Origin of the sequence: Rhodococcus sp. ARP2 (genome assembly GCF_001029585.1) — a bacterium.
Lineage (GTDB): Bacteria > Actinomycetota > Actinomycetes > Mycobacteriales > Mycobacteriaceae > Rhodococcus_F > Rhodococcus_F erythropolis.
On sequence record NZ_LEKE01000113.1, the window covers coordinates 94,264 to 115,700 of the forward strand.

31 protein-coding genes and 1 tRNA gene are annotated in these 21,437 nt (G+C 62.0%); 20 read left to right on the plus strand and 12 right to left on the minus strand.

What is annotated here, in order from left to right; all coding sequences use genetic code 11:
- Positions 1 to 110 precede the first annotated feature (110 nt).
- Positions 111 to 350 carry a CDGSH iron-sulfur domain-containing protein gene (locus ABX74_RS27895; protein ID WP_019747472.1) on the minus strand — a complete coding sequence of 80 codons (240 nt, stop codon included), beginning with the start codon at positions 348 to 350 and terminating at the stop codon, positions 111 to 113.
- Here ABX74_RS27895 and ABX74_RS27900 point away from each other — a divergent pair, their 5' ends adjacent.
- The gene (locus ABX74_RS27900; protein ID WP_029254686.1) at positions 351 to 1,400 is read left to right on the plus strand and encodes an iron-containing redox enzyme family protein; all 1,050 of its coding nucleotides are present in this window, start codon (positions 351 to 353) and stop codon (positions 1,398 to 1,400) included. It abuts the gene before it with no gap.
- On the opposite strand, the gene ABX74_RS27905 is transcribed toward ABX74_RS27900, so the two are convergent.
- Positions 1,357 to 2,055, minus strand: coding sequence for a HemK2/MTQ2 family protein methyltransferase (locus tag ABX74_RS27905; protein WP_019747474.1), 699 nt, complete (start codon positions 2,053 to 2,055; stop codon positions 1,357 to 1,359). The two genes, ABX74_RS27900 and ABX74_RS27905, sit on opposite strands and share 44 nt — an antisense overlap.
- 110 nt (positions 2,056 to 2,165) lie before the next feature.
- Between ABX74_RS27905 and ABX74_RS27910 the strand changes: the two genes are divergently transcribed.
- The 5 genes from ABX74_RS27910 (at position 2,166) to ABX74_RS27930 (ending at position 6,169) form a co-directional block, all read left to right on the plus strand.
- Complete coding sequence (locus tag ABX74_RS27910) at positions 2,166 to 2,933, plus strand: GAF and ANTAR domain-containing protein (protein WP_047890189.1); 768 nt, start codon at positions 2,166 to 2,168, stop codon at positions 2,931 to 2,933.
- A 233-nt stretch (positions 2,934 to 3,166) separates the two neighbouring features.
- Positions 3,167 to 3,871 (plus strand): glycosyltransferase, encoded by a 705-nt coding sequence (locus ABX74_RS27915; RefSeq protein ID WP_019747476.1) that lies wholly within the window; start codon positions 3,167 to 3,169, stop codon positions 3,869 to 3,871.
- A complete protein-coding gene (locus ABX74_RS27920; protein ID WP_019747477.1) occupies positions 3,868 to 4,806 on the plus strand; it encodes an acyl-CoA dehydrogenase in 939 nt (312 codons plus the stop codon). Before ABX74_RS27915 ends, ABX74_RS27920 begins: the two co-directional genes overlap by 4 nt.
- Positions 4,800 to 5,558: a PIG-L deacetylase family protein gene (locus ABX74_RS27925; RefSeq protein WP_041814723.1), complete on the plus strand. Its 759-nt coding sequence runs from the start codon at positions 4,800 to 4,802 to the stop codon at positions 5,556 to 5,558. Before ABX74_RS27920 ends, ABX74_RS27925 begins: the two co-directional genes overlap by 7 nt.
- Positions 5,555 to 6,169, plus strand: a complete 615-nt coding sequence (locus ABX74_RS27930) for a class I SAM-dependent methyltransferase (RefSeq protein WP_019747479.1) — start codon at positions 5,555 to 5,557, stop codon at positions 6,167 to 6,169. Before ABX74_RS27925 ends, ABX74_RS27930 begins: the two co-directional genes overlap by 4 nt.
- 52 nt (positions 6,170 to 6,221) lie before the next feature.
- Here the strand turns inward: ABX74_RS27930 and tatA are convergent, their stop codons facing one another.
- The 3 genes from tatA to ABX74_RS27945 are packed head-to-tail and all read right to left on the minus strand — an operon-like array spanning position 6,222 to position 8,689.
- Positions 6,222 to 6,398, minus strand: coding sequence for a Sec-independent protein translocase subunit TatA (gene tatA, locus ABX74_RS27935; protein ID WP_020906537.1), 177 nt, complete (start codon positions 6,396 to 6,398; stop codon positions 6,222 to 6,224).
- Positions 6,398 to 7,069: a Rid family hydrolase gene (locus tag ABX74_RS27940; RefSeq protein ID WP_020968713.1), complete on the minus strand. Its 672-nt coding sequence runs from the start codon at positions 7,067 to 7,069 to the stop codon at positions 6,398 to 6,400. The genes tatA and ABX74_RS27940 overlap by 1 nt, the downstream gene beginning before the upstream one ends.
- 39 nt (positions 7,070 to 7,108) lie before the next feature.
- Positions 7,109 to 8,689 carry a flavin monoamine oxidase family protein gene (locus ABX74_RS27945; protein ID WP_041814722.1) on the minus strand — a complete coding sequence of 527 codons (1,581 nt, stop codon included), beginning with the start codon at positions 8,687 to 8,689 and terminating at the stop codon, positions 7,109 to 7,111.
- A gap of 238 nt (positions 8,690 to 8,927) precedes the next feature.
- Between ABX74_RS27945 and ABX74_RS27950 the strand changes: the two genes are divergently transcribed.
- Both ABX74_RS27950 and ABX74_RS27955 read left to right on the plus strand, forming a co-directional pair.
- Entirely contained in the window at positions 8,928 to 10,439 is a 1,512-nt protein-coding gene (locus ABX74_RS27950; RefSeq protein WP_047890190.1) for an APC family permease, read from the plus strand.
- Positions 10,439 to 11,191, plus strand: a complete 753-nt coding sequence (locus ABX74_RS27955) for an IclR family transcriptional regulator (protein WP_029254678.1) — start codon at positions 10,439 to 10,441, stop codon at positions 11,189 to 11,191. The genes ABX74_RS27950 and ABX74_RS27955 overlap by 1 nt, the downstream gene beginning before the upstream one ends.
- Before the next feature lie 3 nt (positions 11,192 to 11,194).
- Here ABX74_RS27955 and ABX74_RS27960 read toward each other — a convergent pair whose 3' ends face one another.
- The 4 genes from ABX74_RS27960 to dcd form a co-directional block, all read right to left on the minus strand.
- On the minus strand, positions 11,195 to 12,718 hold the full coding sequence (locus ABX74_RS27960; RefSeq protein WP_047890206.1) for a hypothetical protein: 1,524 nt from the start codon (positions 12,716 to 12,718) through the stop codon (positions 11,195 to 11,197).
- Between the two features lie 30 nt (positions 12,719 to 12,748).
- Positions 12,749 to 12,955, minus strand: coding sequence for a hypothetical protein (locus tag ABX74_RS27965; protein WP_019747486.1), 207 nt, complete (start codon positions 12,953 to 12,955; stop codon positions 12,749 to 12,751).
- Positions 12,956 to 13,046: 91 nt separating this feature from the next.
- A complete protein-coding gene (locus tag ABX74_RS27970) occupies positions 13,047 to 13,331 on the minus strand; it encodes a hypothetical protein (protein WP_019747487.1) in 285 nt (94 codons plus the stop codon).
- Between the two features lie 25 nt (positions 13,332 to 13,356).
- Positions 13,357 to 13,926, minus strand: coding sequence for a dCTP deaminase (gene dcd / locus ABX74_RS27975; protein WP_019747488.1), 570 nt, complete (start codon positions 13,924 to 13,926; stop codon positions 13,357 to 13,359).
- Between the two features lie 306 nt (positions 13,927 to 14,232).
- Between dcd and ABX74_RS27980 the strand changes: the two genes are divergently transcribed.
- Positions 14,233 to 14,306: transfer RNA gene (locus ABX74_RS27980), tRNA-Gly, on the plus strand.
- 72 nt (positions 14,307 to 14,378) lie between these two features.
- Here the strand turns inward: ABX74_RS27980 and ABX74_RS27985 are convergent.
- Both ABX74_RS27985 and ABX74_RS29750 read right to left on the minus strand, forming a co-directional pair.
- A complete protein-coding gene (locus tag ABX74_RS27985) occupies positions 14,379 to 15,554 on the minus strand; it encodes a tyrosine-type recombinase/integrase (protein WP_047890191.1) in 1,176 nt (391 codons plus the stop codon).
- Positions 15,547 to 16,140 (minus strand): hypothetical protein, encoded by a 594-nt coding sequence (locus tag ABX74_RS29750; protein ID WP_053062091.1) that lies wholly within the window; start codon positions 16,138 to 16,140, stop codon positions 15,547 to 15,549. Before ABX74_RS29750 ends, ABX74_RS27985 begins: the two co-directional genes overlap by 8 nt.
- 131 nt (positions 16,141 to 16,271) lie before the next feature.
- On the opposite strand from ABX74_RS29750, the gene ABX74_RS27995 reads away from it, so the two are divergent.
- From ABX74_RS27995 to ABX74_RS28030, 10 genes are all read left to right on the plus strand, one after another.
- Positions 16,272 to 16,475: an excisionase family DNA-binding protein gene (locus ABX74_RS27995; RefSeq protein ID WP_047890192.1), complete on the plus strand. Its 204-nt coding sequence runs from the start codon at positions 16,272 to 16,274 to the stop codon at positions 16,473 to 16,475.
- Positions 16,475 to 17,023, plus strand: coding sequence for a hypothetical protein (locus tag ABX74_RS28000; protein ID WP_144419604.1), 549 nt, complete (start codon positions 16,475 to 16,477; stop codon positions 17,021 to 17,023). Before ABX74_RS27995 ends, ABX74_RS28000 begins: the two co-directional genes overlap by 1 nt.
- Positions 17,024 to 17,124: 101 nt before the next feature.
- A complete protein-coding gene (locus tag ABX74_RS28005) occupies positions 17,125 to 17,514 on the plus strand; it encodes a hypothetical protein (protein WP_047890194.1) in 390 nt (129 codons plus the stop codon).
- Positions 17,515 to 17,787: 273 nt separating this feature from the next.
- Positions 17,788 to 18,009, plus strand: coding sequence for a hypothetical protein (locus ABX74_RS28010; RefSeq protein WP_047890195.1), 222 nt, complete (start codon positions 17,788 to 17,790; stop codon positions 18,007 to 18,009).
- Positions 18,002 to 18,316, plus strand: a complete 315-nt coding sequence (locus tag ABX74_RS28015; RefSeq protein WP_047890196.1) for a WhiB family transcriptional regulator — start codon at positions 18,002 to 18,004, stop codon at positions 18,314 to 18,316. Before ABX74_RS28010 ends, ABX74_RS28015 begins: the two co-directional genes overlap by 8 nt.
- A complete protein-coding gene (locus tag ABX74_RS28020; RefSeq protein WP_047890197.1) occupies positions 18,313 to 18,765 on the plus strand; it encodes a hypothetical protein in 453 nt (150 codons plus the stop codon). Before ABX74_RS28015 ends, ABX74_RS28020 begins: the two co-directional genes overlap by 4 nt.
- A 1-nt stretch (position 18,766) precedes the next feature.
- Positions 18,767 to 18,982 (plus strand): hypothetical protein, encoded by a 216-nt coding sequence (locus tag ABX74_RS30250; protein ID WP_144419605.1) that lies wholly within the window; start codon positions 18,767 to 18,769, stop codon positions 18,980 to 18,982.
- A 55-nt stretch (positions 18,983 to 19,037) separates the two neighbouring features.
- Complete coding sequence (locus tag ABX74_RS28025) at positions 19,038 to 19,415, plus strand: hypothetical protein (protein WP_047890198.1); 378 nt, start codon at positions 19,038 to 19,040, stop codon at positions 19,413 to 19,415.
- Positions 19,412 to 19,570: a hypothetical protein gene (locus tag ABX74_RS30520; RefSeq protein WP_189637358.1), complete on the plus strand. Its 159-nt coding sequence runs from the start codon at positions 19,412 to 19,414 to the stop codon at positions 19,568 to 19,570. Before ABX74_RS28025 ends, ABX74_RS30520 begins: the two co-directional genes overlap by 4 nt.
- Positions 19,567 to 20,511, plus strand: coding sequence for a hypothetical protein (locus tag ABX74_RS28030; protein ID WP_144419606.1), 945 nt, complete (start codon positions 19,567 to 19,569; stop codon positions 20,509 to 20,511). The genes ABX74_RS30520 and ABX74_RS28030 overlap by 4 nt, the downstream gene beginning before the upstream one ends.
- Here the strand turns inward: ABX74_RS28030 and ABX74_RS30690 are convergent.
- Entirely contained in the window at positions 20,492 to 20,788 is a 297-nt protein-coding gene (locus tag ABX74_RS30690; RefSeq protein WP_223258033.1) for a hypothetical protein, read from the minus strand. The genes ABX74_RS28030 and ABX74_RS30690 overlap by 20 nt on opposite strands.
- A 204-nt stretch (positions 20,789 to 20,992) precedes the next feature.
- Between ABX74_RS30690 and ABX74_RS28035 the strand changes: the two genes are divergently transcribed.
- Positions 20,993 to 21,403, plus strand: coding sequence for a hypothetical protein (locus ABX74_RS28035; RefSeq protein ID WP_047890200.1), 411 nt, complete (start codon positions 20,993 to 20,995; stop codon positions 21,401 to 21,403).
- Positions 21,404 to 21,437 lie beyond the last annotated feature (34 nt).

Here is a 21,437-nt window from a genome sequence, read left to right on the forward strand (position 1 = left end):
TTCAGACTGAAAAGGCTGGACGCTGCACCGCACGGTGCCGGCATCCAGCCTTTTCTTGGTTTCAGGGCCGTCTTGGTTTACGGGTCCGGCTCGTTCCGAGTTGGCCCCGGTTACGTCGCTCGCGCCCGCTTCTTCTTGTGGGAGCTGTCGCAGAACGGCGCGATGCCGGTCCGCCCGCATCGACACAAAGCAACCGTAGAGCGCTTGTTCTCTATCGGAGTGCCGTCGTCACGGAGCAACTCGAAGTCACCACGCACCAGCAGCGGGCCGTCCGAGCAGGCGGTTATGGTGGTGTTGTTACCGGCAACACTCGGTGTTTCGGCAGATGACGATTCGGGAAACGCGGTCATATGTCCTCTTCACTTCTCGATTCGGCCACTGGCGTGCCCACTTCCATGCCTGTTCCACAGGCTCGCGGCCCATTGAGCGCCACTCTCGTTTCCATTCTGCGCTCCTCGGCCGATCCGAGGGAGCTTACGGCTGCCGCTGACGCGTACGAGGTTGCACGGTCCATCGACCCCACCTACGACATTCTTCGAGACGACGACGCTCAGTTGACTCTGACGCTCCTCTACGAGCTTCATTTGCAGGGAATCGAGAACGTCTCGGACGCGTGGGAGTGGAATCTGGACCTGCTCGCGGCGAGGTCGCGTCTCGAGACGCATTTCGAGGCCGCCATCGTGGAACTCGTGGGAAAGGTTCCGTCGTCCGGTGACGTCGTAGCCGATTTGTGGGCGATGACGGCTCCCAGTGCAGGCCCCGGTCTGGCGTCCTTTATGGCGAAGGACGCCACAATCGATCAGTTCGCGGAGGTGCTGATTCACCGTTCGCTCAATCAGCTGCGTGAAGCGGATGTGCACACCCTTGGAATTTCGCGCCTCTCCGGTGCCGTCAAAGCAGCCCTCGTCGAAGTGCAGAGCGACGAGTACGGAGGGGGCAGCGCAGAGCGAATGCATTCGCGTCTTTTTGCCGACACCATGCGGGCTGTCGGCCTTTCGGACCGCTACGGCCACTACATCGATGCTGTTCCCGCGGTAACCTTGGCGTCGTTGAATGCTCTCTCGCTCTTCGGCTTTCATCGCCGACATCTCGGAGCGCTGGTCGGGCACCTGTGCGCCGTCGAGACCACGTCGGCGCTGCCGAGCAAACGGTACAGTGCCGGCTTGCGCCGACTCGGATTCGGTTCGGACGCGACACTGTTCTACGACGAGCACGTGGAAGCGGATTCCGTTCACGAACAGATCGCCGTTCGGGAACTTGCCGGCGGTCTTGCTTCTTCGCACCCGCACCGCACTGATGACATCTTGTTCGGCGCTGCAACGTGCCTCGCGTTCGACGACCTTCTCGGCGATCACCTCACATCGAGTTGGGAGAAGGGCGAGACTTCGTTGCGCGAATGATCACGAGTTGTTCGATTTCCTGACCGGTGGTGATCAACCCTCGTGCCTCGAGCATGGTGCGCCTCTCGCGCATCACGGGCCCGAAGGGAATGTACTTCCGGGCCGAGATCTCCACGGCCATACCGTGTTCCTCGAGTATCGCCTCGGTCTTGTCGACCCCACACAGTACCGACTGCAGAAGAAGTAGTGTGCCGCCGGGGACGAGTACCTCGTGAACGGTGGCCGCGATTCTGTCGATGAGGGCGCGTCCGTCCTTGCCTGCGTCCCAAGCCCGTTCGATTCCAGCGGTAGGTAGATCGTCTGCCAGTGCAGGGACGTACGGCGGGTTGGAGATCACCAGATCGAAGAGTTCGCCGTGTACCGCCTCGGTGAGGTCGCCGCGACGGGAATCGATCAAGGTTCCGTTGAGGATTCCGTTGAGACGAGCATTGGCACATGCTCGGCGAGATATGTCGACCGCGACGACGTGGCCTGCACCAGCCGCCGATGCCGCGACGGCGAGGGCGCCGGTCCCCGTGCACAGATCCAGGACCCGGCTGCGAGCGGTGAGGTGCTCGAACAGCAGCGCATCCGCCAGTAACGACGTGTCATGTTGCGGTCGATACACACCAGGTAGTCGCAGGATCATCATCGGCTCCTCTTTTTCAGGCGACATCGCACATCGCTGCGTGCGGCTACCCAGGAACCTCGGATTTCATGCGAACATCGCAGCATCGACTGCCCGGAACGGTTACATCGTCGCAGTTTGCGGAGTAGACCTGAGTCATGACAGGCAATGCGGACGCTCCTCAGGTAGCCGCGGCGTTTGCTTCCGCAGCAGATTCGCTCGACACACTCGCCGAAGCGATTGCCGGACTCCGGTCCAGTCTGAACACGGACGAGCATCTCGACTCCATGCTCCAACGTCTGGCCGAGACCGCGGTCAAAGCACTGCCTGACGCCGATGCTGTCAGCGTGACGGTGTTGTCCACCGATGGCCCACGAACTGCTGCGTCCACCGCGGACTACCTTTCCGAGATAGATGACGCCCAGCACTCCGCTGATCGTGGTCCGTGCGTTGACGCCGCGCGCACGGTGTCCTCGGTTCGGGCAAAGGTGGGTGATCACGTCGACGAATGGCCGGAATTCACCGACGAAGCCCGCAAACAAGGCGTCCGGTCCTACTTGTCCGTGCCGATCACCATGGGCGAAGGGAACACCGAGCTGCTCGGCGCTTTCAACGTCTACGGATTCGCCTCGACAGAGTTCAAGGCCTTCGACGAAGAGTTGATGAAATTGTTCACCGCCGGTGCGGGCGCGGCGATCGCAGATTCACGACGCTGGCGTCAAGCACACGAGCACATCGCACAGTTGCACTGCGCCATGGAATCTCGGGCCGAGATCGAACAAGCCAAAGGTGTCCTGATCGCCGTCCACGGCATCGACGCCGAGGAAGCATTCAGCCGTCTTGTGCAGCAATCGCAGAACACCAACGTGAAACTGCACGAGGTTGCCCGGATGCTCATCGATTCGGTGCGCCACCGCCGGCTCTGAAGATTCTTCGGTGCAAAACCCCGTTTTGCACCCGAAAGCACAGTCGCAAAACCCCGTCTTGTACCCCGAAGTCACAGTTCCCAAACGCATCCAGAGATGTTTCACCGAAACAGTTTTCGACCTGCGTGACTGCTGGCGGTCGAGCGGCGGCACTCGTCCGAAATGTGGTTATCTGTTGAGAACCGGGACGAAAGAAGACCCGACCGTACCAGGGTGAGGAAAGGATCGTCACTGTGCCAATCGACCAGGTTCTTGTCGTAGTTCCCGCCCACAACGAAGCCGAAGACCTCCCCAGTTGCCTTCGCGCACTCGCAACAGCGGCGTCGGCTTGCGTTGTCCCCGTCCGACTGGTTGCCGTCCTCGACAACTGTTCGGACGGAACCGCCGGTGTCATCCCCGACGGGGTCGAAGTACTTCGCGTCGAGCACCAGAACGTCGGACGTTCGCGAGCGACGGGCTTTTCCGAGTTCGGCCGAGAGTTGGGAGCTTCGGCGTGGTTCACCACCACCGATGCAGATTCGGTGGTCGGCCCCACCTGGATTGCGCGCCAATTGGAGTATGCGCGTACTGCGGACGTCGTCGCGGGAACCGTACGCATCGCGGATTGGGAAGGCCATCCACACTCCGTTCGTGAACGATACGAACGTATGTACCACGCACATCCATATGGCCGACACGGTCACGTCCACGGGGCCAACCTCGGTGTCCGCGCGGATATGTACTGGAGCGTCGGAGGATTCTCCGATCTCGAAGAAGACGAGGACGTCGATCTCGTCCGGCGGTTGAGCGAGGCTGGTGCCTGTATCGCGTGGGCAGAAGACATTGCGGTCACCACGTCTGCGCGTCTCGACGGCCGAACTCCGGGCGGCTTTGCCGGACATATCCGTAACCTGGGTTGTACGACCGCCGATAACGAAGAAGCGGAGCTGGCACGATGAAACGACTACACACACTCCTGGACGCAGGTGGACTGTACTTGCCGCTTCCCGGCGGCGGCGCGACAGCCGCGCGGTGGACCTCCCTGGCAGAGCTCACGCGCGAGAATGTGGTTCTCGGGCGGATGGCTGAGGCTCACACCGATGCCGTCGCGATACTCACCGAACTCGACGGGCCGGATCCCGAACCCGGGCAGCTGTGGGGAGTGTGGGCGGCCGAGCCACCCGAACCTGTGGTGAATGCGTCTGAGCACGTAGGGATCTGGACGCTCACCGGCCGCAAATTGTGGTGTTCCGGCGCCAACACCTGCACGCATGCACTGATCACCGCCTTGGTCGACGGAGTACCCTCACTCTTCGCAGTTGAGCTCGGACTACCTGGGGTGCATCCCGTTCCCGATTCGTGGAAGGCCGTCGGTATGGCCGAAAGCGACTCCAGCGCGGTCGACTTCGACATGGTTCCGGCGATACCGGTCGGGACGGCAGGCGACTACCTGAGCAGGCCGGGGTTCTGGCACGGCGCGATAGGCGTGGCTGCATGTTGGTACGGCGGTGCCTGCGGCGTTGCAGATCCGTTGTACGACAAGGCTGCAAGCAGCGACGATCCCTACCTACTCGCCCACCTCGGCGCGGTCGATGCAGCGCTGGCCGCAGCGCGCAACGCGCTCGCAGTCGCGGCGGCGGAGATCGACGCCGATCCTTTCGATGAAAATGCCGAGGCCATGCAACGGGCACTCCGTGTGCGGGCAATTGTCGAGCGCGCCGCCACCGAGACCCTGGATCGGGTGGGACGCGCTCTCGGCGCCGCACCGCTCTGCATGGACGCCGAGCATGCCGCGCGGGTAGCCGACCTCACCGTCTACCTGCGGCAGAGCCACGCCGAGAAGGATCTCGCCGAACTGGGCCGGATTGCGGCCAAGGGGAAACGGCCGTGGTGAACTCGAAACTGTTCGCGCAGAAGCCTGTCGACGATGGCGGCACTCCCGAATCGACATGGCAGGAGTGGGGACGCAGCTTTCCGGAACTGGATCTCACCGGGTGCTCGCGATTGATCGTCGTCGCTCCCCATCCCGACGACGAAATACTCGGACTGGGTGGAACTGCTCTTCTCGCAACGCTTTCCGGCATCGACGTTCACGTGGTGTCTGTCACCGACGGTGGAGCCTCACATCCCGATTCACCAACAGTGACTCAGCCTGAGATGGAACATCTCAGGCGGTCCGAGTCGGATCGAGCAGCGCGTGTACTCGGAATTCCCGCACCGGTTCGATTGAGCCTTCCAGACGGGAAGATCAGGGAGAACCGACAGGAGTTGACCGACCGTCTCAGCTCGATTCTCGGTGATTCCTCGACGGGTACCTGGTGCGCCTCGACATGGCGCGGGGACGGCCACCCCGACCATGAAGCCACCGGGGAGGCAGCGGCGAAGGCCTGCGCGGACACTGGATCACGATTGATCGAGTACCCCATCTGGGCGTGGCATTGGGCTGAGCCGGATCATGCAGCAGTCCCGTGGGAAAGGGCCAGAAGAGTGGCCTTGCCCTCCGACGTTCAGGCTGCAAAATCCGCTGCTGCCGATGAGTTCACTTCACAGATCGCCCCGCTTTCCGACCATCCCGCGGATGCCCCCATCCTCCCCCGACATGCGATGGAACGACTACTGCGACCGTACGAAACGGTGTTCGTATGACCGATCGTGAGCTTCCCGCGGACTACTTCGCCAAGATGTATGCGGCGCAATCCGATCCGTGGGACTTCGAATCCCGGTGGTACGAGCAGCGAAAGTACGCGCTCAGCGCCGCGATGCTCCCCAAACCTCGATACCGTCGCGCATTCGAACCGGGATGCTCGATCGGGGTTCTCACCGAGAAGTTGGCAGAGCGCTGCGACAGCGTTCTCGCCACCGACATCGTCCCGGCCGCACTCGAGAGCGCCCGTGCGCGGCTTACCGGACGTGATGCCGAATTTCGTCTGTGGGCGTTGGGTGACGACTGGCCCGACGAGACTTTCGACCTCGTCGTCATCAGCGAGGTCGGCTACTACCTGACCTTCGAAAAGCTGATCGAGGCAATGCTGCACGTCGTCGAGCATCTCGAGCCTGGTGGAACGCTGCTGTGCGCCCATTGGCGTCACGTCGTACCGGAGTATCCGCAGAACGGTGACGCCGTTCATTCGGCTGTGCGCCAGACACCGGGGTTGGCGCAGTTCGCGTCGTACCAGGACGAGGACGTGCTGATCGATGTCTTCGTGAAGGGTCCGCCGTCACCACCATCGGTAGCGCGTTCCGAAGGTCTGATCTAGAAGACCTGTGCGCGGTTGAGGAGTGTGGGGACTCCTCAACCGCGCACAGGGGTCAGTCTCGCTTCTCCAACGCGAGGTCCGTATCCGATTGCAGTTCACCGACTTCGGTCTTGAGGATCCGCATCGACCTGCCAAGGCCGCGGGCCGCGTCGGGCAGCTTCTTCGAACCGAACAGCACCACGAGCACTACTGCGACGATTGCCCAGTGGGTCGGGCTGAGCGCGCCCATCAGGCGGGTTCCTTGCCATCGGGGTACACCGCGTCGACCTCTACCTCGACGAGCCAACCGGCAACGGGCAGTCCGGCAACCTCGAGGGCGAAGCGGGTGGGCCGAGCGCTGTTGCGCTCGATCGGAGCGATCGGCTCGGCAGTGCCCATCGGCACCAGCTCCGTATCACCGGTGTCGAGATTGGTATTGGCGAAGAACTGGCGGTACGCGCGATTCCATCCTGTGTAGTCGGCCTTGTCCGACCCCGGCGCGTTGTCCAGGAAGACGCGCATCGTCACGACGTCTTCGAGACTCAATCCCTGGGCTTCGAGGTTGTCGCGGATCTTCTTGAGTACGTTGATGCCCTGCGCCTCGGTGACGGTGACCCCGGCAGGCAGAACTCCGCCGGAGAACTGGCCGTCGATGTACGACTCCGGCGAACCTTCCGGCGCCGCCTTGTTTCCTGCCGACGGGCCGATGCCGCTGGTCTTGTAGATCGCGGTGTCGCCGCCGATCGCGACACCCTGAGCGATCATCGGGTTTGCCTGCCCCGCTTCGAGAATCGATTTGGAGACGAACGAACTCGACGTGGTTTCGGCGTCCGCCTCATCAGACGAGCAGGCCGTGGCGAAGCCCAGTAGCGCGGTGGCGGCGAATGCCGCTGCAAGGACCTTGGTGCTGCGAGATTTCATGATGTGACCTCCAGAGAAAGTGATGGAAAACGAAGCACGTCAGGCAGTTTGCGCAACACGCTGATGCAGATGGGTGACGACGTCCTGCGCGGACGTGAAGGCCCCGTGCTGCCAGGCGATGGCGTTGGAGAGGTGATCGCCGGCGAAGTAGATCCGGTCGACGGGTTCGAGCAGCTTGGTGTACTCGGGAGTTGCCATGCCGCCGTGGGAATCTCCCGCGCCGGCCCATGATGCCCAGGCGGATTCCGAATACTTGGTGCGACGCCAGCTTCCGGAGAAGGACGACGAGATGTCGCGAGTGTATTTGTCGCCGTGGATTTCTGCGCCTTCGGCGATGGCCTTTGCCAGCCGCTGACGGTGGGTGAGCGATTCGAAAGCCTGTTGACGCTTACCCGAGCTGTAGTACGCGACCACGACGCCGCGGTCGGAGTTGTAGTGGTCGTAGGGGAACATGATCTGGGAGATGTCGCGGTCGGTGTTCGACGCGCCGCCGTAGATGCGGTCCTCCGTCTCCCACCACCGACGCGAGTATTCGATACCGAGCTTGCCCGACGACGACGGCTTGGCTGCATCCAACGCGAGCAGGATGTCGGAGGGCAGGTTGTTGTTCAGCCGCTTGATCAGGTGCGGTGGGATCGTGCAGATTGCGTAGTCGGCGGTGATCGACTTGGTTTTGCCGTCGACGACGTAGTCGACGGTGACGCCTTCCGGCACGTTCTTCATGCCGCTGACCTCGGCGCCGAACTCGATGTTGTCCATCCCGATCGCGTCCTGGAACTTGTAGTAGATCCGGTCCATGCCGCCGACGGGGGTCATCATCGTCATGGCCTGGTCGTAACCGAACTCGAAGGAGAATGCACGTCCGATGCCGCCCTGGATGACATCGCTCATCCCGAATGGTTCGATCTCGGTTCCGAAGTTGAGGCCGGCGCCCGGCTCGGCGGAGTGTCCTCGACGCGAGGATCCGACGTAGCGGCCGTCGCTGGAGAGATCACCGAAGTCGGTGAGGAAGGACGAGAGTGCTTCTTTGTCTTCCTTGCTCAAGACCTGGTCGAGAGCGCCCTGATTGGTGGCCTTCTGCAGCAGCTCGGACATGTATCCGTAGGTGTCGGCTTTGGCTGCTCGGTAGGTGATCGACTGATTCGCCAGCGGCTTGTTGCCGGTGTAGTTGACGAAGGTGTTCGCATTCTGGTTTCCGAACATCTGCAGTTCGACGCCCAGTTCGCGGCAGTAGTCGATGGTGTTGTGATTTTGCGGAATACGCGTCGCACCGAGGTTGTAGAAGTGCCCCTCGGAGAACGTACAGGTCTGTGTCTCACCGTTCAGGTCGGTTTCTTCGGTGCCGTTGCGGATCGACCACACCCGACCACCCGGCCGGTTGCGCGCTTCGAGGACAGTGACCTTGTATCCGGCCTTCTGCAGTTCGTAGGCGGAGCACAGACCGGACGGTCCACCGCCGAGGATCACGACGGAGTGATTTCCCTTGACCTTTCCGATCAGGTCACCCGCGGCAGGTGCCTGAAATCGCCTCGGCGTCGACGCCACCGCCGGTGCCAGGCCGATGGACGACATAGCACCGAGTGCCAGGCCGGCACCGCCGGTGATTCCCAGACTGCGCATGAAAGATCTACGTGTGTATGGCATTCGAGCTCCCCAGTGTGCTCCCGGTGACCCGGGTGGTTGGTGTTGAACACAGACTTCAGGAGCGTTGGGTCCGGAACTTGACGCGCAGGAAACAGTCAGTGGGGACCGAGTGAGAAACCTGCGAGCATCAGCATCGGGCTCTCTCACCCGAGTGCGATCAGCGGAAGCATGTCCGCAATATCCGCGTTACAGAACCGGACTAGCGTGACGCGACATGTCCGCTCTCACCGAAGCTATCGCGCGGTCCTTCACCACGCGCGAGAAGCAGCCCCCGGCGCGATCACCGCTGCGCGCGTTGGGCCGTCGGCAACTCTCGGGCGCCGAAGTGCTGGCCCAGTCGGTGGCAACCACCGCCCCTGCTGTGTCGATGGTCGTTCTGCCCGTCACCATGCTGACACACGGCCGATTGTTGAGCGGGATGATCACCATCATCGCGGCCACCGTGCTGGTGACGCTCATCGCTTTCTGCGTTTCGCAGTTCACGCGCCGAATGGCAGCATCGGGCGGGCTGCACAGCTTCGTCTTTCGTGGCCTGGGCACCCGGGCAGCATTGACCACCGGCATCGCCATGCTGGTCAAGTACGTCGGCAGCGCGGTGATGACGCTCTATCACGGAGGACAGGTCGCAATCGCATTGCTCGGCTTCGCGGGTGTGCACGTGGACAAGACTTTTCACGTCATCGCGCTCTATCTGGGGATAGCCCTGCTGATTCTCGGTGCCCTCGTTCGAAGTGTCAGATTTGCTGCTCTCGCGATCCTCGTCGTCGAAAGCTGTTCACTTCTGTTCATCGTCGGGCTCATGATTCTGGGCGGTTCCGGAAGCCAACAAGCACAGATCGTTCCGCCCACCTCCGGCCACGGGCTGTTACTCACCGCCCTGGCTGCCGTGTTCGCTCTCGCCGGATTCGAGAGCGCGGCCTTCTTCGGCCCCGAATCTCGTCGACCGCTGGTAACCGTCACCCGCACAGTCCTTCTCACCCCGATCATCTGTGGATCGCTCTTCATCTTTGCGGGCTGGGCCGCTTGGTCGGGACGTAGCGACACCCTCGTCAACGCCTATCTCCACGGAACAGCGACGGGTGTGAGTCCAGGTGTCGTCATCGCGCTCAACGTCGGTCTGGGGTGCTCGTGGCTGGCGTCGTCGATGGCGTCGTCCAATGCTGCGTCGCGACTGGTCTACTCGTTCGGCGTCGAACGCCTACTCCCCCGCCGGTTCGCCTCGGTTCACAGCGCATTTCGCACGCCCTACTTCGCGCTGACCGTCGTCGTCTGCACAGTTCTGGTGGGCGGCGGAGCCTTTGCCATCCTTGGACGCGGAGAGATTTTCGACGACGTTCGACTGACGGTTCGCGGTGCCGTCATCGTTGCCTATGCACTGGTGGCGATCGCATCGGTTGTCTTCCTGACGCGTATCGGAGAGCACACTCCCGGCGTTCTCGCAGCCGCGTCATGTGGAAGTGGTGCCGGTGCGATAGTTCTCGGTTACCTCGTTTACGCCAACACGATCGACCATGCGTACGTTGCACCGATCGCTGTGCTCGTGATCCTGACCTCGGGCACGCTCTGGCAGTTCTACCTGCAACGCAGAAGCCCCAAGAGCCTGCTGCACGTCGGCGCGTTCGACAGTCCCGAAACCGAGGACGTACTACCAGGAGCTGGGGTGTTCGCCACCGACGCAGCCGGAAACATCGTGCTGGTGGGCGAGCCGACTGCCGGCGCCCGCTGATGGTGGGCCGACCACGCGACCTCGGTGGGCACGAACCCCGAGCGGTTCAGCGCGCCCTTGCCCTCCTCGAGTCGGCGGCCAGGCTCGGATCGGGAGCCACCGCCAAAGACATTGCTGCCCTGGCCGACATCCCACCTGCCACTGCGTATCGGTTGCTCAACATCCTTGTCGCCGACGGTTACCTGGTTCGGATCGCCGACCTCTCCGGCTTCGCACTGGGCCGACGCACCCGTGAATTGGCCGGGGCTGCCGCCGAACCCACCCCCGTCGACAATTCGGTGCTCCTCGAAGAACTCCGCGAACAGCTACGGTTCGGCGTCTACCTCGCGTCGTTTGCAGAGAACAGAATTCGACTGGTCGATCGCGATCCAGACCACGAGCTCAGCGGCGAACGGACGCTGGTCACAGCCGTTCACGCGTCGGCTGTCGGGAAGCTGCTCCTCGCCAGCCGACCCGAATTGGCCGAGGCCCCATTGCGAAAGGTCACCGCACACACCATCACCGACGGCGACCAGTTGGAACTCGAACTCTCTCGGATCCGGCGCGGCGAGCCCGCCCGTGAGGTCGACGAGATTCGTGTCGGACGCTCCGCCGTCGCCGTCCCGATCCACGACGCGGAAAGGTGTGTCGTCGGTGCCTTGGCTGCGATAGGTCCGACCGGCAGACTTTCCGTCGACGACGTAGACCTGGTCGTGCTGTTGCGGGAGTACGCGGAACGCATCGTTGCACCGACGATGTCGAAGGCAAGCTGAAAATCAGAGGCCGAACACACGTTTGGCAAAGCCGAGATGCTCGTCAGCCCAGCCGATGACGCCGAGCGTGGAATCGAGATTCTGCGGCGGAGTGCGCACCAAGGTGTCGCGTCGGACGAGTCGGTCGAAATCGACCTGAGCGCGGTCGAACTGGACCCCGGCCGTGACCATGATGTTCGCCAGTTCTTGCGCCATCACCCCGTACGCGACTGTCGTGGGATGAACGCCGTCGAGCGAGAAGAGGCCGCCCGAAGCGCGGCCGCCGCGACCGTCGGCAGAGAGGAACAGCGAGTCCGGCACGGGTTGCAAGTCGGTCAGTGCTTTGGGGAGGGGGTAGGGCGTCCACCATGACGGCCGCGCATTGACGTCGGTGACGTAGCGCCGTGAGGCCACGCGCTCGAGCAACCCGGCAATATCGCAGAGGTACCAGTCCTTCCCCACCCGACGGGCATTCGCGACGGCTTGCTCGATTCCGTCGTTGTACATGTCGATTGCGGTATCGACGGCCCACGCCTGCGCGCCGGTGATGTGTTGATCGCGCTGTGGGTCGAAGTCTGTGTCGCGCACCCACGGTCGCGCGTAGTACGGGAAATAGCGGGATCCGATTTCGATCTTGCCGCCGAGCCCGTGGGCGATCGGTGCGATGGTCACGTGTGGGACGGTGCAGAGGATGACGTGCTGGGCGTTGATCTTGCGGATCGCGGCCAGCACCTCGGCGTACTCCGACGCGAAGTGCTCGGGCTGCCACACCGTGTATTCGCGCTTGCCGTCCGGGTCACGGAAGTTGTTGCCGCTCCACTCGACTCGGAGTTCGGTGACGGTGCGGAGCGCATTGTTGGCCCCGAGAAAGACGATCAGAGTTTCGATGCCTTCCTTGCCCAGTTCCGCTGCCGCGTCGAACGCCGTCATGCGCTTCTCTGCCTCGGAGCCTCGCGGCAGAACTCTCAGTGCGGCGCGTTCGCCGTTGTTCTCGACGATCTGGCTGATCAGGTCGTCGTGCGGTTCGTGCAGGGCTGCCTCACACCCATGCGCGGTCTTGGTCAGAGCGTCACGAAGATCCCACCCGTAGACCGAAAGGTTGTGATTGATCGCCGAGAACATCGGCGCCACGCTGCCCGGCCCACGCTCCCAGTAGTCCTCCACCTGATCCATGAACCCGCGTGCAGCAAAGAGTGCGAGCGGAACCTCCCAGAGGTCGAGCCGTGGGCCGAAGCGCTCTTCGAGGGTGCGGAGCAGCAGTTCGATGTTGAGTGGGAGCCCGCCCGGACCGCCGTATCGGGGAAAGCGGAACCGATCGAGCCAGCCCAACTGGTGAGCAATGATCGACGGATACGACAGATCGGTATTGAAGACCGCCCCGCTCTGAAATCCCTGCGACAGCGAGTCGCCGATGACCACCAACCGGTGTGGAGCATCTCCCGCAGGCGGAACTACCGGAATCCCGACTGTGGGATCGAACTGCGGAATCCTGGGTCCTCCGGCGGCTGCGGCCACGACGTCGTCGGGAGTATCGGATGGAAGTTCCACGCCCACTCACCTCCGGAAAAGTTCAGCTGGTCAGCTGATCAGTGGTGGCTTACGCCGATCGGCATTGTCCTGATCCGATTGCTTCTCTATCGACCTGACAACCTCGTCGGCCCACTGTTGATTTCGGCCGTCGAATTCTGCGCGGTCCCGGCGCGCGATACCGCGTCCGACCAGGATGGCAATCGGAATGGAACACACGACCCATACGAGTAGTACGCCTCCGACAATCCACCACATACTCAGTAATTGTGCCCGATTCGCCGACCATTGTGCTCCAGGTCGAAACTTCTGTCCGAATCGTGGCGTTCAATTGAGGTGAGCTCGCAGGTCAGTAACGATCGGCGTCGACGGTTTCGCGGACCTTACGGACCTGATTCCAACCACGAGCGGCGATGCCGAAGGCAACAAGCGACATCAGATCCGAGACCGTCAGACCGTGTTCTCGATTCAACGACCACAAGACCTGACCTTCCAGCGGGCCGTTGAAGAAGAGCCACGCCACTCCTGCGCAGACGGTCGCAACAACACTGGCCTTCGACGGCTTCATCAAGCACACGGTGCTGGTCACGAACAACAAGTTCATGAACACCAGACCGTAGAAAATTCCGATCATGCCACTCCCCCCGAAGTTGGTTCGTTCAGCTGCGGTTGAAGTTCAGGTACGCCTTCGACGGAGTCGGGCCGCGCTGGCCCTGGTACTTGGATCCGGCCTCGGAGCTTCCGTAGGGGAACTCTGCAGCGCTCGACAGCTTGAGCAGGCAGAGCTGCCCGATCTTCATTCCCGGCCACAGCGTGATCGGCAGGTTTGCGACGTTGGACAGCTCCAGTGTGATGTGGCCGCTGAAACCCGGGTCGATGAAGCCGGCAGTGGAGTGCGTCAAAAGGCCCAGGCGCCCGAGGCTCGACTTACCTTCGAGGCGGCCGGCCAGGTCGTTCGGCAGTGAGCACACTTCGAGAGTCGAACCGAGAACGAACTCGCCGGGATGAAGCACAAACGGCTCGCCCTCTGCCGGTTCAACCAGGCTGGTCAGCTCGTCCTGGCGCAGTGCCGGGTCGATGTGCGTGTACCGCGTGTTGTTGAACACCCGAAACAGACCATCCAGGCGCACGTCGACGCTCGACGGTTGCACCATGGAATCGTCGAAAGGGTCGATACCCAGACGTCCAACGGAGATTTCGGCACGGATGTCACGATCGGAGAGCAGCACAGGTAGAGGTTACCGGTTCTGCGGGCAGTGCCGACCCATCGATGGGTGCGATCACACTGTGGTTACCGAACACGATGCGCGGGTTCTGGACTCCCACGGCAGAGCCCAGCCCCACCTGTCTTGAGTTCTCCACCCCGAAAGGCGTTCCCGCGCAAAATTTTTAGACGAAACATCCGCCAATTTTGCCGACTTCGACACGCGCCTTCTCTTCAACGACGGCCAGTGATACGTCTGCTCGAATGCTCGTCTGATAATGTTCGGAAAGCACGTTGATCGGCGGTGAAAACACGTCCGGTCGGCTGCGACGCCGATGTAGTTCAATGGTAGAACATCAGCTTCCCAAGCTGAATACGCGGGTTCGATTCCCGTCATCGGCTCCATTGAAAAGCGGTTCCGACCAGCGTCGGAGCCGCTTTCTTCATGTCACACAGTTGTTCGATCACCGCGAGATGTCACAGCGATGTCACTGCCCCTCCGAGAACCTTCGCTGCATCCTTCAATGCGTCGTTCTGTGAGTGTGCGTAAACCTTCATCGTGAAGCTCGCATCAGAGTGTCCGATCCAAGCGGCGATTACGGCGACCGGGACACCCTGAAGGTGCAGCGTCGTCGCCGCGGTGTGCCGTGCATCGTGCAGTCTGATATGCCGAACACCGGCCTCCCTCGCAGCCCGAGCCCAGTACCGCGAGAGCACAGCCGGGTTGTATGGCTCCCCCACCACCTCGTTGCTCATGACGTAACCACCTGAGCCGTAGTCGGGCCCCAGTGCTAGCCGTTCACGCTTCTGGCGCAGCTTCGCAGCTTCTAGGGCAACCTTCAGCGTGCCCGTCAGTGGAAGCGTCCTACGCGAACTGTTGGACTTCGGATCACCCTCGACAGTCTTCCCGCCGGCGCTCGTCCGATTGTTGGCGACGGAAAGAGTGTTGTTGACGAAATCGATATCAGTCCATCGCAAACCTGCAATTTCGCCGCGCCGCAGCCCGGAGAGCGCGAGGTGCCATCCATGGCCATTGCGGTCCACGGCCGCCCGAGCGAGGAGCTGATTCACCTCCTCTGGCGAATAAGTGTCCATCTCCTTATGCACACTCGGAATGCGATCCACCTTCGCCGCGACGTTGCGTGCGACGAGCCCCTGAGCGAGGGAATCCTCAAGCATCTGAGCGACTGTCGCGGCCACCTTGTTCACGGCCGATGGCGACCACGGTTTACGGGTGCGCCCCTTTGCCGTCTTGGTCCCTCCTGCCACCAAATCCTTCACAAGGTCGTCGATGTGACGTTTAGTGAGCGACTGCAGAAGCACTTCGCCGTGTCGTTCGCGCAATGGCGCCAGGTCGTATTCGAGCTTCGACAGCGATGTCGGCCTCAACTTGTGCCGTCCCGCAACGTAATCCGCACAGGCCTTTTCGACCGTCACCGACGATCTAGCTACATACGTTCCTTCATTCACCTGAGTGGAAATCTTCGCGTAGGCGTCGTTCGCTTCATCGAGCGTGACATAGCGCTTGCGCGTCTGCCGCCGCTTGCCAGTGGCAGGATCGAGTCCGGCGTCGAGGATTACCTCGTAGCGGATTGCTCCGCTCGCCAAGGTGACTTTCTTCATGCCAGGCGGAAGGCGTTTACGCCTAGTCATCGAGAACCATGCCCAGGCTACGCATTCTCGCTGCTAGAGCTGCGATCTGGTTCCGATAATCCATTGCGATACCTTCAAGTTCACGAGCCTCGTCGCGTGGCACATCAGGAGCAGAAATGCGCCGTTCGAGCGATTGCAGTCGAATCTTCGCATCGCTGTACCCGCGCGCCATATCTACCTTCTGCATGGCGTCGAGCAGTCGCATGTGCTCTTGCCAGGCATCCGGGTCAGATTCTTCATCGAGTGGCACCCTCGGGTTGGGTATCCACTCGCCAGCAAACCACTTCTGAGCTTCGAACGATGAAACTACCTGTTCGGGAAACACTTCCACGGGGCCATCCATCAAATCCGGATAGATAAGCATCATCGGTGGCACCTCCAATGCCCGCGCAAGGATCACGAGGTCCGCGACGTCGACGCCAGATTTCCGTCCGACCTCGAGGTTTGAGATTGCTACGCGACTGATCGGGTGGCCAAGTTCCTTCGTGCGGTCAGCGAGCCATTGAGTGGACCGCCCACCTCGCACTTCACGGATTGTCCGAGCAATCCGACTCACTGTCTGTTCCGCCCATTCGCTTTGCGCCATAACGACGCAGCTTACGGAATACTTGCGCGGATTCCAACGGTCAGGTTTACTTACATCGTTCTCGCGCAAACTTCACATTATTTGCGCGAAAACAACGCAAATTGATTGTTCGGTCAACAGAAAGGGACGCAATGTCTACGCAGCAAACTCGTCTCCGTGCAATCCCTGGCGTCATGGAAGATCTGAGCGTCGGCCGAAGCAAGGTCTTTGAGCTGATCGAATCCGGAGAACTTCGCTCCGTGAAGATCGGACGCCGGCGACTCGTGCCCAGTACAGCCATTGCCGAGTACATCGAACGCTTGGAATCCGAACAGTGCCCGAAGGTGTCGGCCTGATGCCATCCAGCGCCCTTACGAAAAACGCCCCCGAGTCGGCTGCAACCGACGTCGAGGGCAACGAAATCCGAACCACCACACCAATGAAGGAACAGGAATCGAATCCGATGCTACAGAACGCCACCGACCTCGACCAGTGGAAGTCCCGCGCCGAGGCCGATACCTCGATCGACACGAGCACGCTGCTCGACGGTATCGCTGCCCGAGCACCGTGGGCAGATAGGGATTTCGACATCACCAGTCGGATCCCCGAACTCTGCGGAGTCGCATCGGCACCGGTATCGATTCCGCTGGGCAAGCACGTCGGAATACGTGGGTCGAATGGTATCGATCCCGCGCACGTCGATGTGCAGGTTCTCGAGCGAGTCATTCACAGCGAACCCATTGTGGCGCTGGATCGCTGGGAAACGGACGCCAAGGGGAAGTTCGGCAAGATTGTCGGATCCCACTACAACCTCACCCTTGACGAGGCAGTGCAGCTCGCGCACACGCTCCTGCTCGCCGTCGACGTTGCGCGCTGTACCTCGGTCGACTCGAGTACGTCATGACCATCACCGAGGGCCTTTTGACCGCGCTACTTGTCGGACAGTCGATTGCCTGGCTGATCACCGACTACAGACGATTCGATGCAGAGGACTAGTCACCAGACATGACCGAACAGCCAGTGGAAATCGATGCGTCGGAGGAGGTTCTCGCTTCCGGCCCGATCGAACGGTTCGAGTGGGAGCGAATCATCCGGCGTGTGAGCATGCCACCCACGGTCAAGCTCATGGCACTGACACTGGCGACCTATGCCGACATGGACGGCACCCGCGTCCGTCCCGGCGTCGATCGGCTCATACGAGTCACGGGAACCTCACTCGCGACGGTCAAGCGCACCCTCTCATGGCTTCGTGAACACGGTCTTATCGAACGGGTGAAACAAGGCAATCGGTGGGCTGGACACGCTGACGAGTACCAGCTTTCGATCCCGGTAAATCTGCTCGATATGGATCTGCTCATGCCCGACGAGCGCACCGAGTCTGGGAGTCACCCATGAGCCCCAGACATTTATCCACAGGTGAAGGTCTACAGCTCACCCATGAGCCCCAGAGTCGTTGCATCCCAGAAAGTCTAGGGCTCATTTGGGGACAGTCTAGGGCTCATTTGAACCAAGTCTGGGGCTCATTTCGCAAAGTCTGGGGCTCACCCATGAGCCCCCACCAAACCAACACCACCAGACCAGTAATCACAAAGCCACCGACCAACTCAAAGTCCCGGCTTGAGAACGCAACTAACTGACCGCGTGCGGACACCTCAGGAGGCGAACAAAATGATTGATCGATTCGGGGAGAAAATCGACGACGAACCGGACGATGGCGACACGACCGTGACCGCTCTTTCGATTGCGGATTGCTCTCGGTGCAACTCGCGCGGCTACTTCGGGACCACGGTGTGTGATCACGTCCCGGATCGAATCGAGATCAACCGTCGCGGCATGGCTCAAGTCCGCGCCGTACTTGCCGCAGTCAAACGAAAGTCAGCTGATGGCTAGCCGAGTTCCAGAAGTCGACAAAAAGCCGCGAGGATCGAAATACGCCACCGCACCGATATTCGAAATCACCGCCCTGGTGGACGAACGACTGACCGGCGCAGCATGCCGAGGCATGGCACCACTGTTCGACGCCCACCTCGACGACGAGACCGACACGCAACGGGAGTACCGCTACCACCGTGCCAAGACAATCTGCCTTGGATGCCCCGTGCGCGCCGAATGCGCCAACGCAGCAACCGAACACGATGCAATCGGCATCTGGAACGGGCGTCTGCAGGACACCGACAACCGAAAGAAGACAGCATGAACTGCACCCCGAATCACACTGCCGCCGACGCGCTCGCGTACGTCGTGAACATCGTCCAAGCGCGAATCGACGCCGCCGCCGACTCGATCGGTGGCAACATCCCAACCGAAGGCTCCACTGCCGAGACGATCTACAACGGCAACGAATGGGTGCTGGACTTCCTCAATGACCTCACCAAGGAAGTCCTCGCCACCGCGCGACCTCACCTGACAGGTTCGCTCTACTCGGACGGCCGGCCGATCTGGTCGACCGTCGACATCGAAAACACAGGCAGCAGAATGACGCACTACTGGACACCCGACCCTGACAAGGACTCCGGCCTCAGCGTCGAAAGCCTGAGATCTGACGGACGAACCGTCATCACCTTCACCCCGCCCTCGACCGCCGAGGCCACGTTCTACCCGAACCTTGTCGCCCTCGGCACTGCCAAGACTGAAAACGAGAACTGACATGAGCAACACCAATTACGTCGTCGTCAACCGCACACGCTCGAAGTCGCCGGCACGCCGCTGCACGAGACCAACGTGCCCGGAGCTCACCCGCCACCGCTCGCAGCGCTGCCCCGACCATCGCGGAAGCAAGGATTCACCCGGTGGCCGGCACACGTCGGCGGGCTCGAGTGCACCGGGAGCTGGTGAACGCGATTCCCTCCAATTCGACCGATGACCATCTACTGCTCCCCGTCAGGTGAGCGGTCGCCGGACCGCACCGAAGGGGACCGATGAACCCACCGATCCAACTTCTCGGCAATGCGATCCTGCTGCAAGGCCCCGCGCTCGACGCGCTCGACTACGCCGTCAAAGTCGCGCAGCGCTCCCGTCGTCGTAACGGACTCCCGGACTCCGGAGCACTGCTGAGATTGAGTAGCGCGTTCGAAAACCTGTCCGCCGCAGGACAATCGGACACCCCACCGGATTCCGTCACCGAGACTGAAGAAGTCGAAGAATGGATCACCACCGACACTGCAGCGCAACTGCTCGGCTGCAGCTCTCGCCAGGCCAGGCGACTCGCCCCCGCACTCGGTGGGCGCCTGGCCGGTGGGCGGTGGCTCCTCGACCCCCACACAGTCCGAGAACACATCGAAGGAACGAGAACATGACTGACAGGCCCGACGTCACCGACTACCTCGCGACACTGACCGAGACCGAACTCGACGCCCTCCTCACCGAGGCCCGCGCCACCCCCACCAAGTCCGGTGTCTCCGCCGGCCGCGCGCTCTACACCAACCGACCGAAAGGATGGTCGCACCGATGACCACCCCCACCCTGCGCGATCGTGTCCTCGGCGCCATCCCCAACTACACCGACACCCACACCACCCTCGACCGGATATCGGGATGGCTCGACGAACTGAGGGAGGTAACACCCGTCTCACGACTCGACCTCGAACGCACCATGACCGAAGAAGTCAAGAGCGCGGCCCTACGCGGTGAACAGCGCCTCACCGGCTTCGCGCGCCGGCAGAGCGAGAACCTCACCGCGATCGAAGACAAGAACGCAGACGTGCGACTGTTCGTCATCGTCCGCGACGACCTTCGCGCTGAACTCACCTCGATCACCGAACACGGACTCAGGCACGCGTTCACCCGACTGCAGAGCGAACTCGACGACGTACTCGGTGAAGTTCGCGAGACCGCCGCAGCGCTCGAAGGGGTCACCGGGGCCGAGGACGCGATGCGCTCAGGTCTGACCGAACAGTGGCTCGCCCTCGACTCACTGATCGCCCGGTACGACGAGATCCGGGAGGTGCATTGGCATCTGGTCGAATCCGGTCACCGATCGCTGCTGAACGTGGCGAACCCGGAGGCATGGCTCGAGTCCGGGCAGACCGTCGACCACATCGAGACGGAACCGATCTGGCTCTACCGTCGCCGCAACGCACTGCGATTGGAACAGATCGCCGGGGCCGACACATTGGTCAGTGACCACGTCGCCTGGATCAAGTCCGCACCCCGACCCGCCGAGCGCGTCCACGGCGAAGCACCAGTGAGCATCTGGCCCGAAACCGTGACGAAGCAACAGCATCTCGTGTCCCTCGCCGTCAGCGGAAACACATGGCTGCCGAACGCCGAGACCATCGTGGCCGTCTACAGCTCCGCCACCCAGGCCACCGCCCCGTTCGACGACCTAGGTAGCGCGACCGGAGCAGCGAAAGCTCGACAACGCCACGCCGACCTCATCGCCGCAGCCCGATAGCCTCACCGACACAAGGGCACCCACACCGATGACCGAGCAGGCCTGGCCCCAGTGGTGGGAGGAAGGGGAAGGGTCCCGCCTCCCACCACTGGGCCGGTTCGACTACGACAAGAACGAGCACAGCTCGATCGACAGCGGCAACCACTGCTGTTACTGCAGTGGTGGCCGATGCTGGAGGAATCGGCGGCCGGCGGCGACGCCGCGCCACCGACAAGGCGACCAGGCCCACGGCCCACGGCCCACGGCCGAGAGTGTCAGCGATGGGTACGCCTGGCACGCCCCATCGCTGACCGGGACAGCGCGCCCTCGACGCACCAGTACGCCGACAGCAGAGCATCAGCGAACACAGCGACGATCGATGTCAAACGTCACTTCACGCTGCTGTCAACGCAACACGAAACACAAGCGAGAACTTGAATGAACAGTGAAACATGTTGTGCTGCACCAGTGATGAACGATCACCGCAACGACGAACGTGAACATGAACAAGATCGTGCGAGTCCGACTGTCAACAGCGATCGTCGGCGAACAACAGGAAAAGCAATCGAACACCGAACCTGCCAAGGCGACGGGCAGGCGCGGACCAGACGCCACCGACCATGGTGGCCACACCAGGTGGCACGGAGGACCACAAGCGGCCGGCATGATCCACCCCTGGGTGTCGGTACTACCGACACCCAGCCATCCCACCGCGCTGCTGTGGGTACTCGCTCAGTGCGTACCCCTGGCGAACATCAGCCCGAACCACCGACCCGACCCCACCACCGGACCGCTCGCACCGCCACCGGCTCGTTTGTCCGACGCCGGCACTCGATCAGCGACCAACACAAGGGTCACGAGCGCGACGAAAGGGGCGGAGCGTCAACCTCAGCGCCACCCCGAACTCCTGTGACCAGCACGAACCCCCTGGGGGGATGCCCCTACCC

Bases quoted from the DNA above. Each gene is read 5' to 3' on its own strand.
- tatA (WP_020906537.1), bottom strand. From the start codon at position 6,398: ATGGGCGCGCTCAGCCCGACCCACTGGGCAATCGTCGCAGTAGTGCTC.
- ABX74_RS27985 (WP_047890191.1), bottom strand. From the start codon at position 15,554: ATGACTAGGCGTAAACGCCTTCCGCCTGGCATGAAGAAAGTCACCTTG.
- ABX74_RS30250 (WP_144419605.1), top strand. From the start codon at position 18,767: ATGAGCAACACCAATTACGTCGTCGTCAACCGCACACGCTCGAAGTCG.
- ABX74_RS27965 (WP_019747486.1), bottom strand. From the start codon at position 12,955: ATGTGGTGGATTGTCGGAGGCGTACTACTCGTATGGGTCGTGTGTTCC.
- ABX74_RS27955 (WP_029254678.1), top strand. From the start codon at position 10,439: ATGGTGGGCCGACCACGCGACCTCGGTGGGCACGAACCCCGAGCGGTT.
- ABX74_RS28015 (WP_047890196.1), top strand. From the start codon at position 18,002: ATGGCTAGCCGAGTTCCAGAAGTCGACAAAAAGCCGCGAGGATCGAAA.
- ABX74_RS27905 (WP_019747474.1), bottom strand. From the start codon at position 2,055: ATGTCGCCTGAAAAAGAGGAGCCGATGATGATCCTGCGACTACCTGGT.
- ABX74_RS28020 (WP_047890197.1), top strand. From the start codon at position 18,313: ATGAACTGCACCCCGAATCACACTGCCGCCGACGCGCTCGCGTACGTC.
- ABX74_RS28035 (WP_047890200.1), top strand. From the start codon at position 20,993: ATGAACAAGATCGTGCGAGTCCGACTGTCAACAGCGATCGTCGGCGAA.
- ABX74_RS28025 (WP_047890198.1), top strand. From the start codon at position 19,038: ATGAACCCACCGATCCAACTTCTCGGCAATGCGATCCTGCTGCAAGGC.
- ABX74_RS27950 (WP_047890190.1), top strand. From the start codon at position 8,928: ATGTCCGCTCTCACCGAAGCTATCGCGCGGTCCTTCACCACGCGCGAG.
- ABX74_RS29750 (WP_053062091.1), bottom strand. From the start codon at position 16,140: ATGGCGCAAAGCGAATGGGCGGAACAGACAGTGAGTCGGATTGCTCGG.
- ABX74_RS28000 (WP_144419604.1), top strand. From the start codon at position 16,475: ATGCCATCCAGCGCCCTTACGAAAAACGCCCCCGAGTCGGCTGCAACC.
- ABX74_RS27940 (WP_020968713.1), bottom strand. From the start codon at position 7,069: ATGAAATCTCGCAGCACCAAGGTCCTTGCAGCGGCATTCGCCGCCACC.
- ABX74_RS27900 (WP_029254686.1), top strand. From the start codon at position 351: ATGTCCTCTTCACTTCTCGATTCGGCCACTGGCGTGCCCACTTCCATG.
- ABX74_RS27910 (WP_047890189.1), top strand. From the start codon at position 2,166: ATGACAGGCAATGCGGACGCTCCTCAGGTAGCCGCGGCGTTTGCTTCC.
- ABX74_RS27930 (WP_019747479.1), top strand. From the start codon at position 5,555: ATGACCGATCGTGAGCTTCCCGCGGACTACTTCGCCAAGATGTATGCG.
- ABX74_RS27920 (WP_019747477.1), top strand. From the start codon at position 3,868: ATGAAACGACTACACACACTCCTGGACGCAGGTGGACTGTACTTGCCG.
- ABX74_RS27945 (WP_041814722.1), bottom strand. From the start codon at position 8,689: ATGCGCAGTCTGGGAATCACCGGCGGTGCCGGCCTGGCACTCGGTGCT.
- ABX74_RS30520 (WP_189637358.1), top strand. From the start codon at position 19,412: ATGACTGACAGGCCCGACGTCACCGACTACCTCGCGACACTGACCGAG.
- ABX74_RS28005 (WP_047890194.1), top strand. From the start codon at position 17,125: ATGACCGAACAGCCAGTGGAAATCGATGCGTCGGAGGAGGTTCTCGCT.
- ABX74_RS27995 (WP_047890192.1), top strand. From the start codon at position 16,272: ATGTCTACGCAGCAAACTCGTCTCCGTGCAATCCCTGGCGTCATGGAA.
- ABX74_RS28030 (WP_144419606.1), top strand. From the start codon at position 19,567: ATGACCACCCCCACCCTGCGCGATCGTGTCCTCGGCGCCATCCCCAAC.
- ABX74_RS27970 (WP_019747487.1), bottom strand. From the start codon at position 13,331: ATGATCGGAATTTTCTACGGTCTGGTGTTCATGAACTTGTTGTTCGTG.
- ABX74_RS27895 (WP_019747472.1), bottom strand. From the start codon at position 350: ATGACCGCGTTTCCCGAATCGTCATCTGCCGAAACACCGAGTGTTGCC.
- ABX74_RS28010 (WP_047890195.1), top strand. From the start codon at position 17,788: ATGATTGATCGATTCGGGGAGAAAATCGACGACGAACCGGACGATGGC.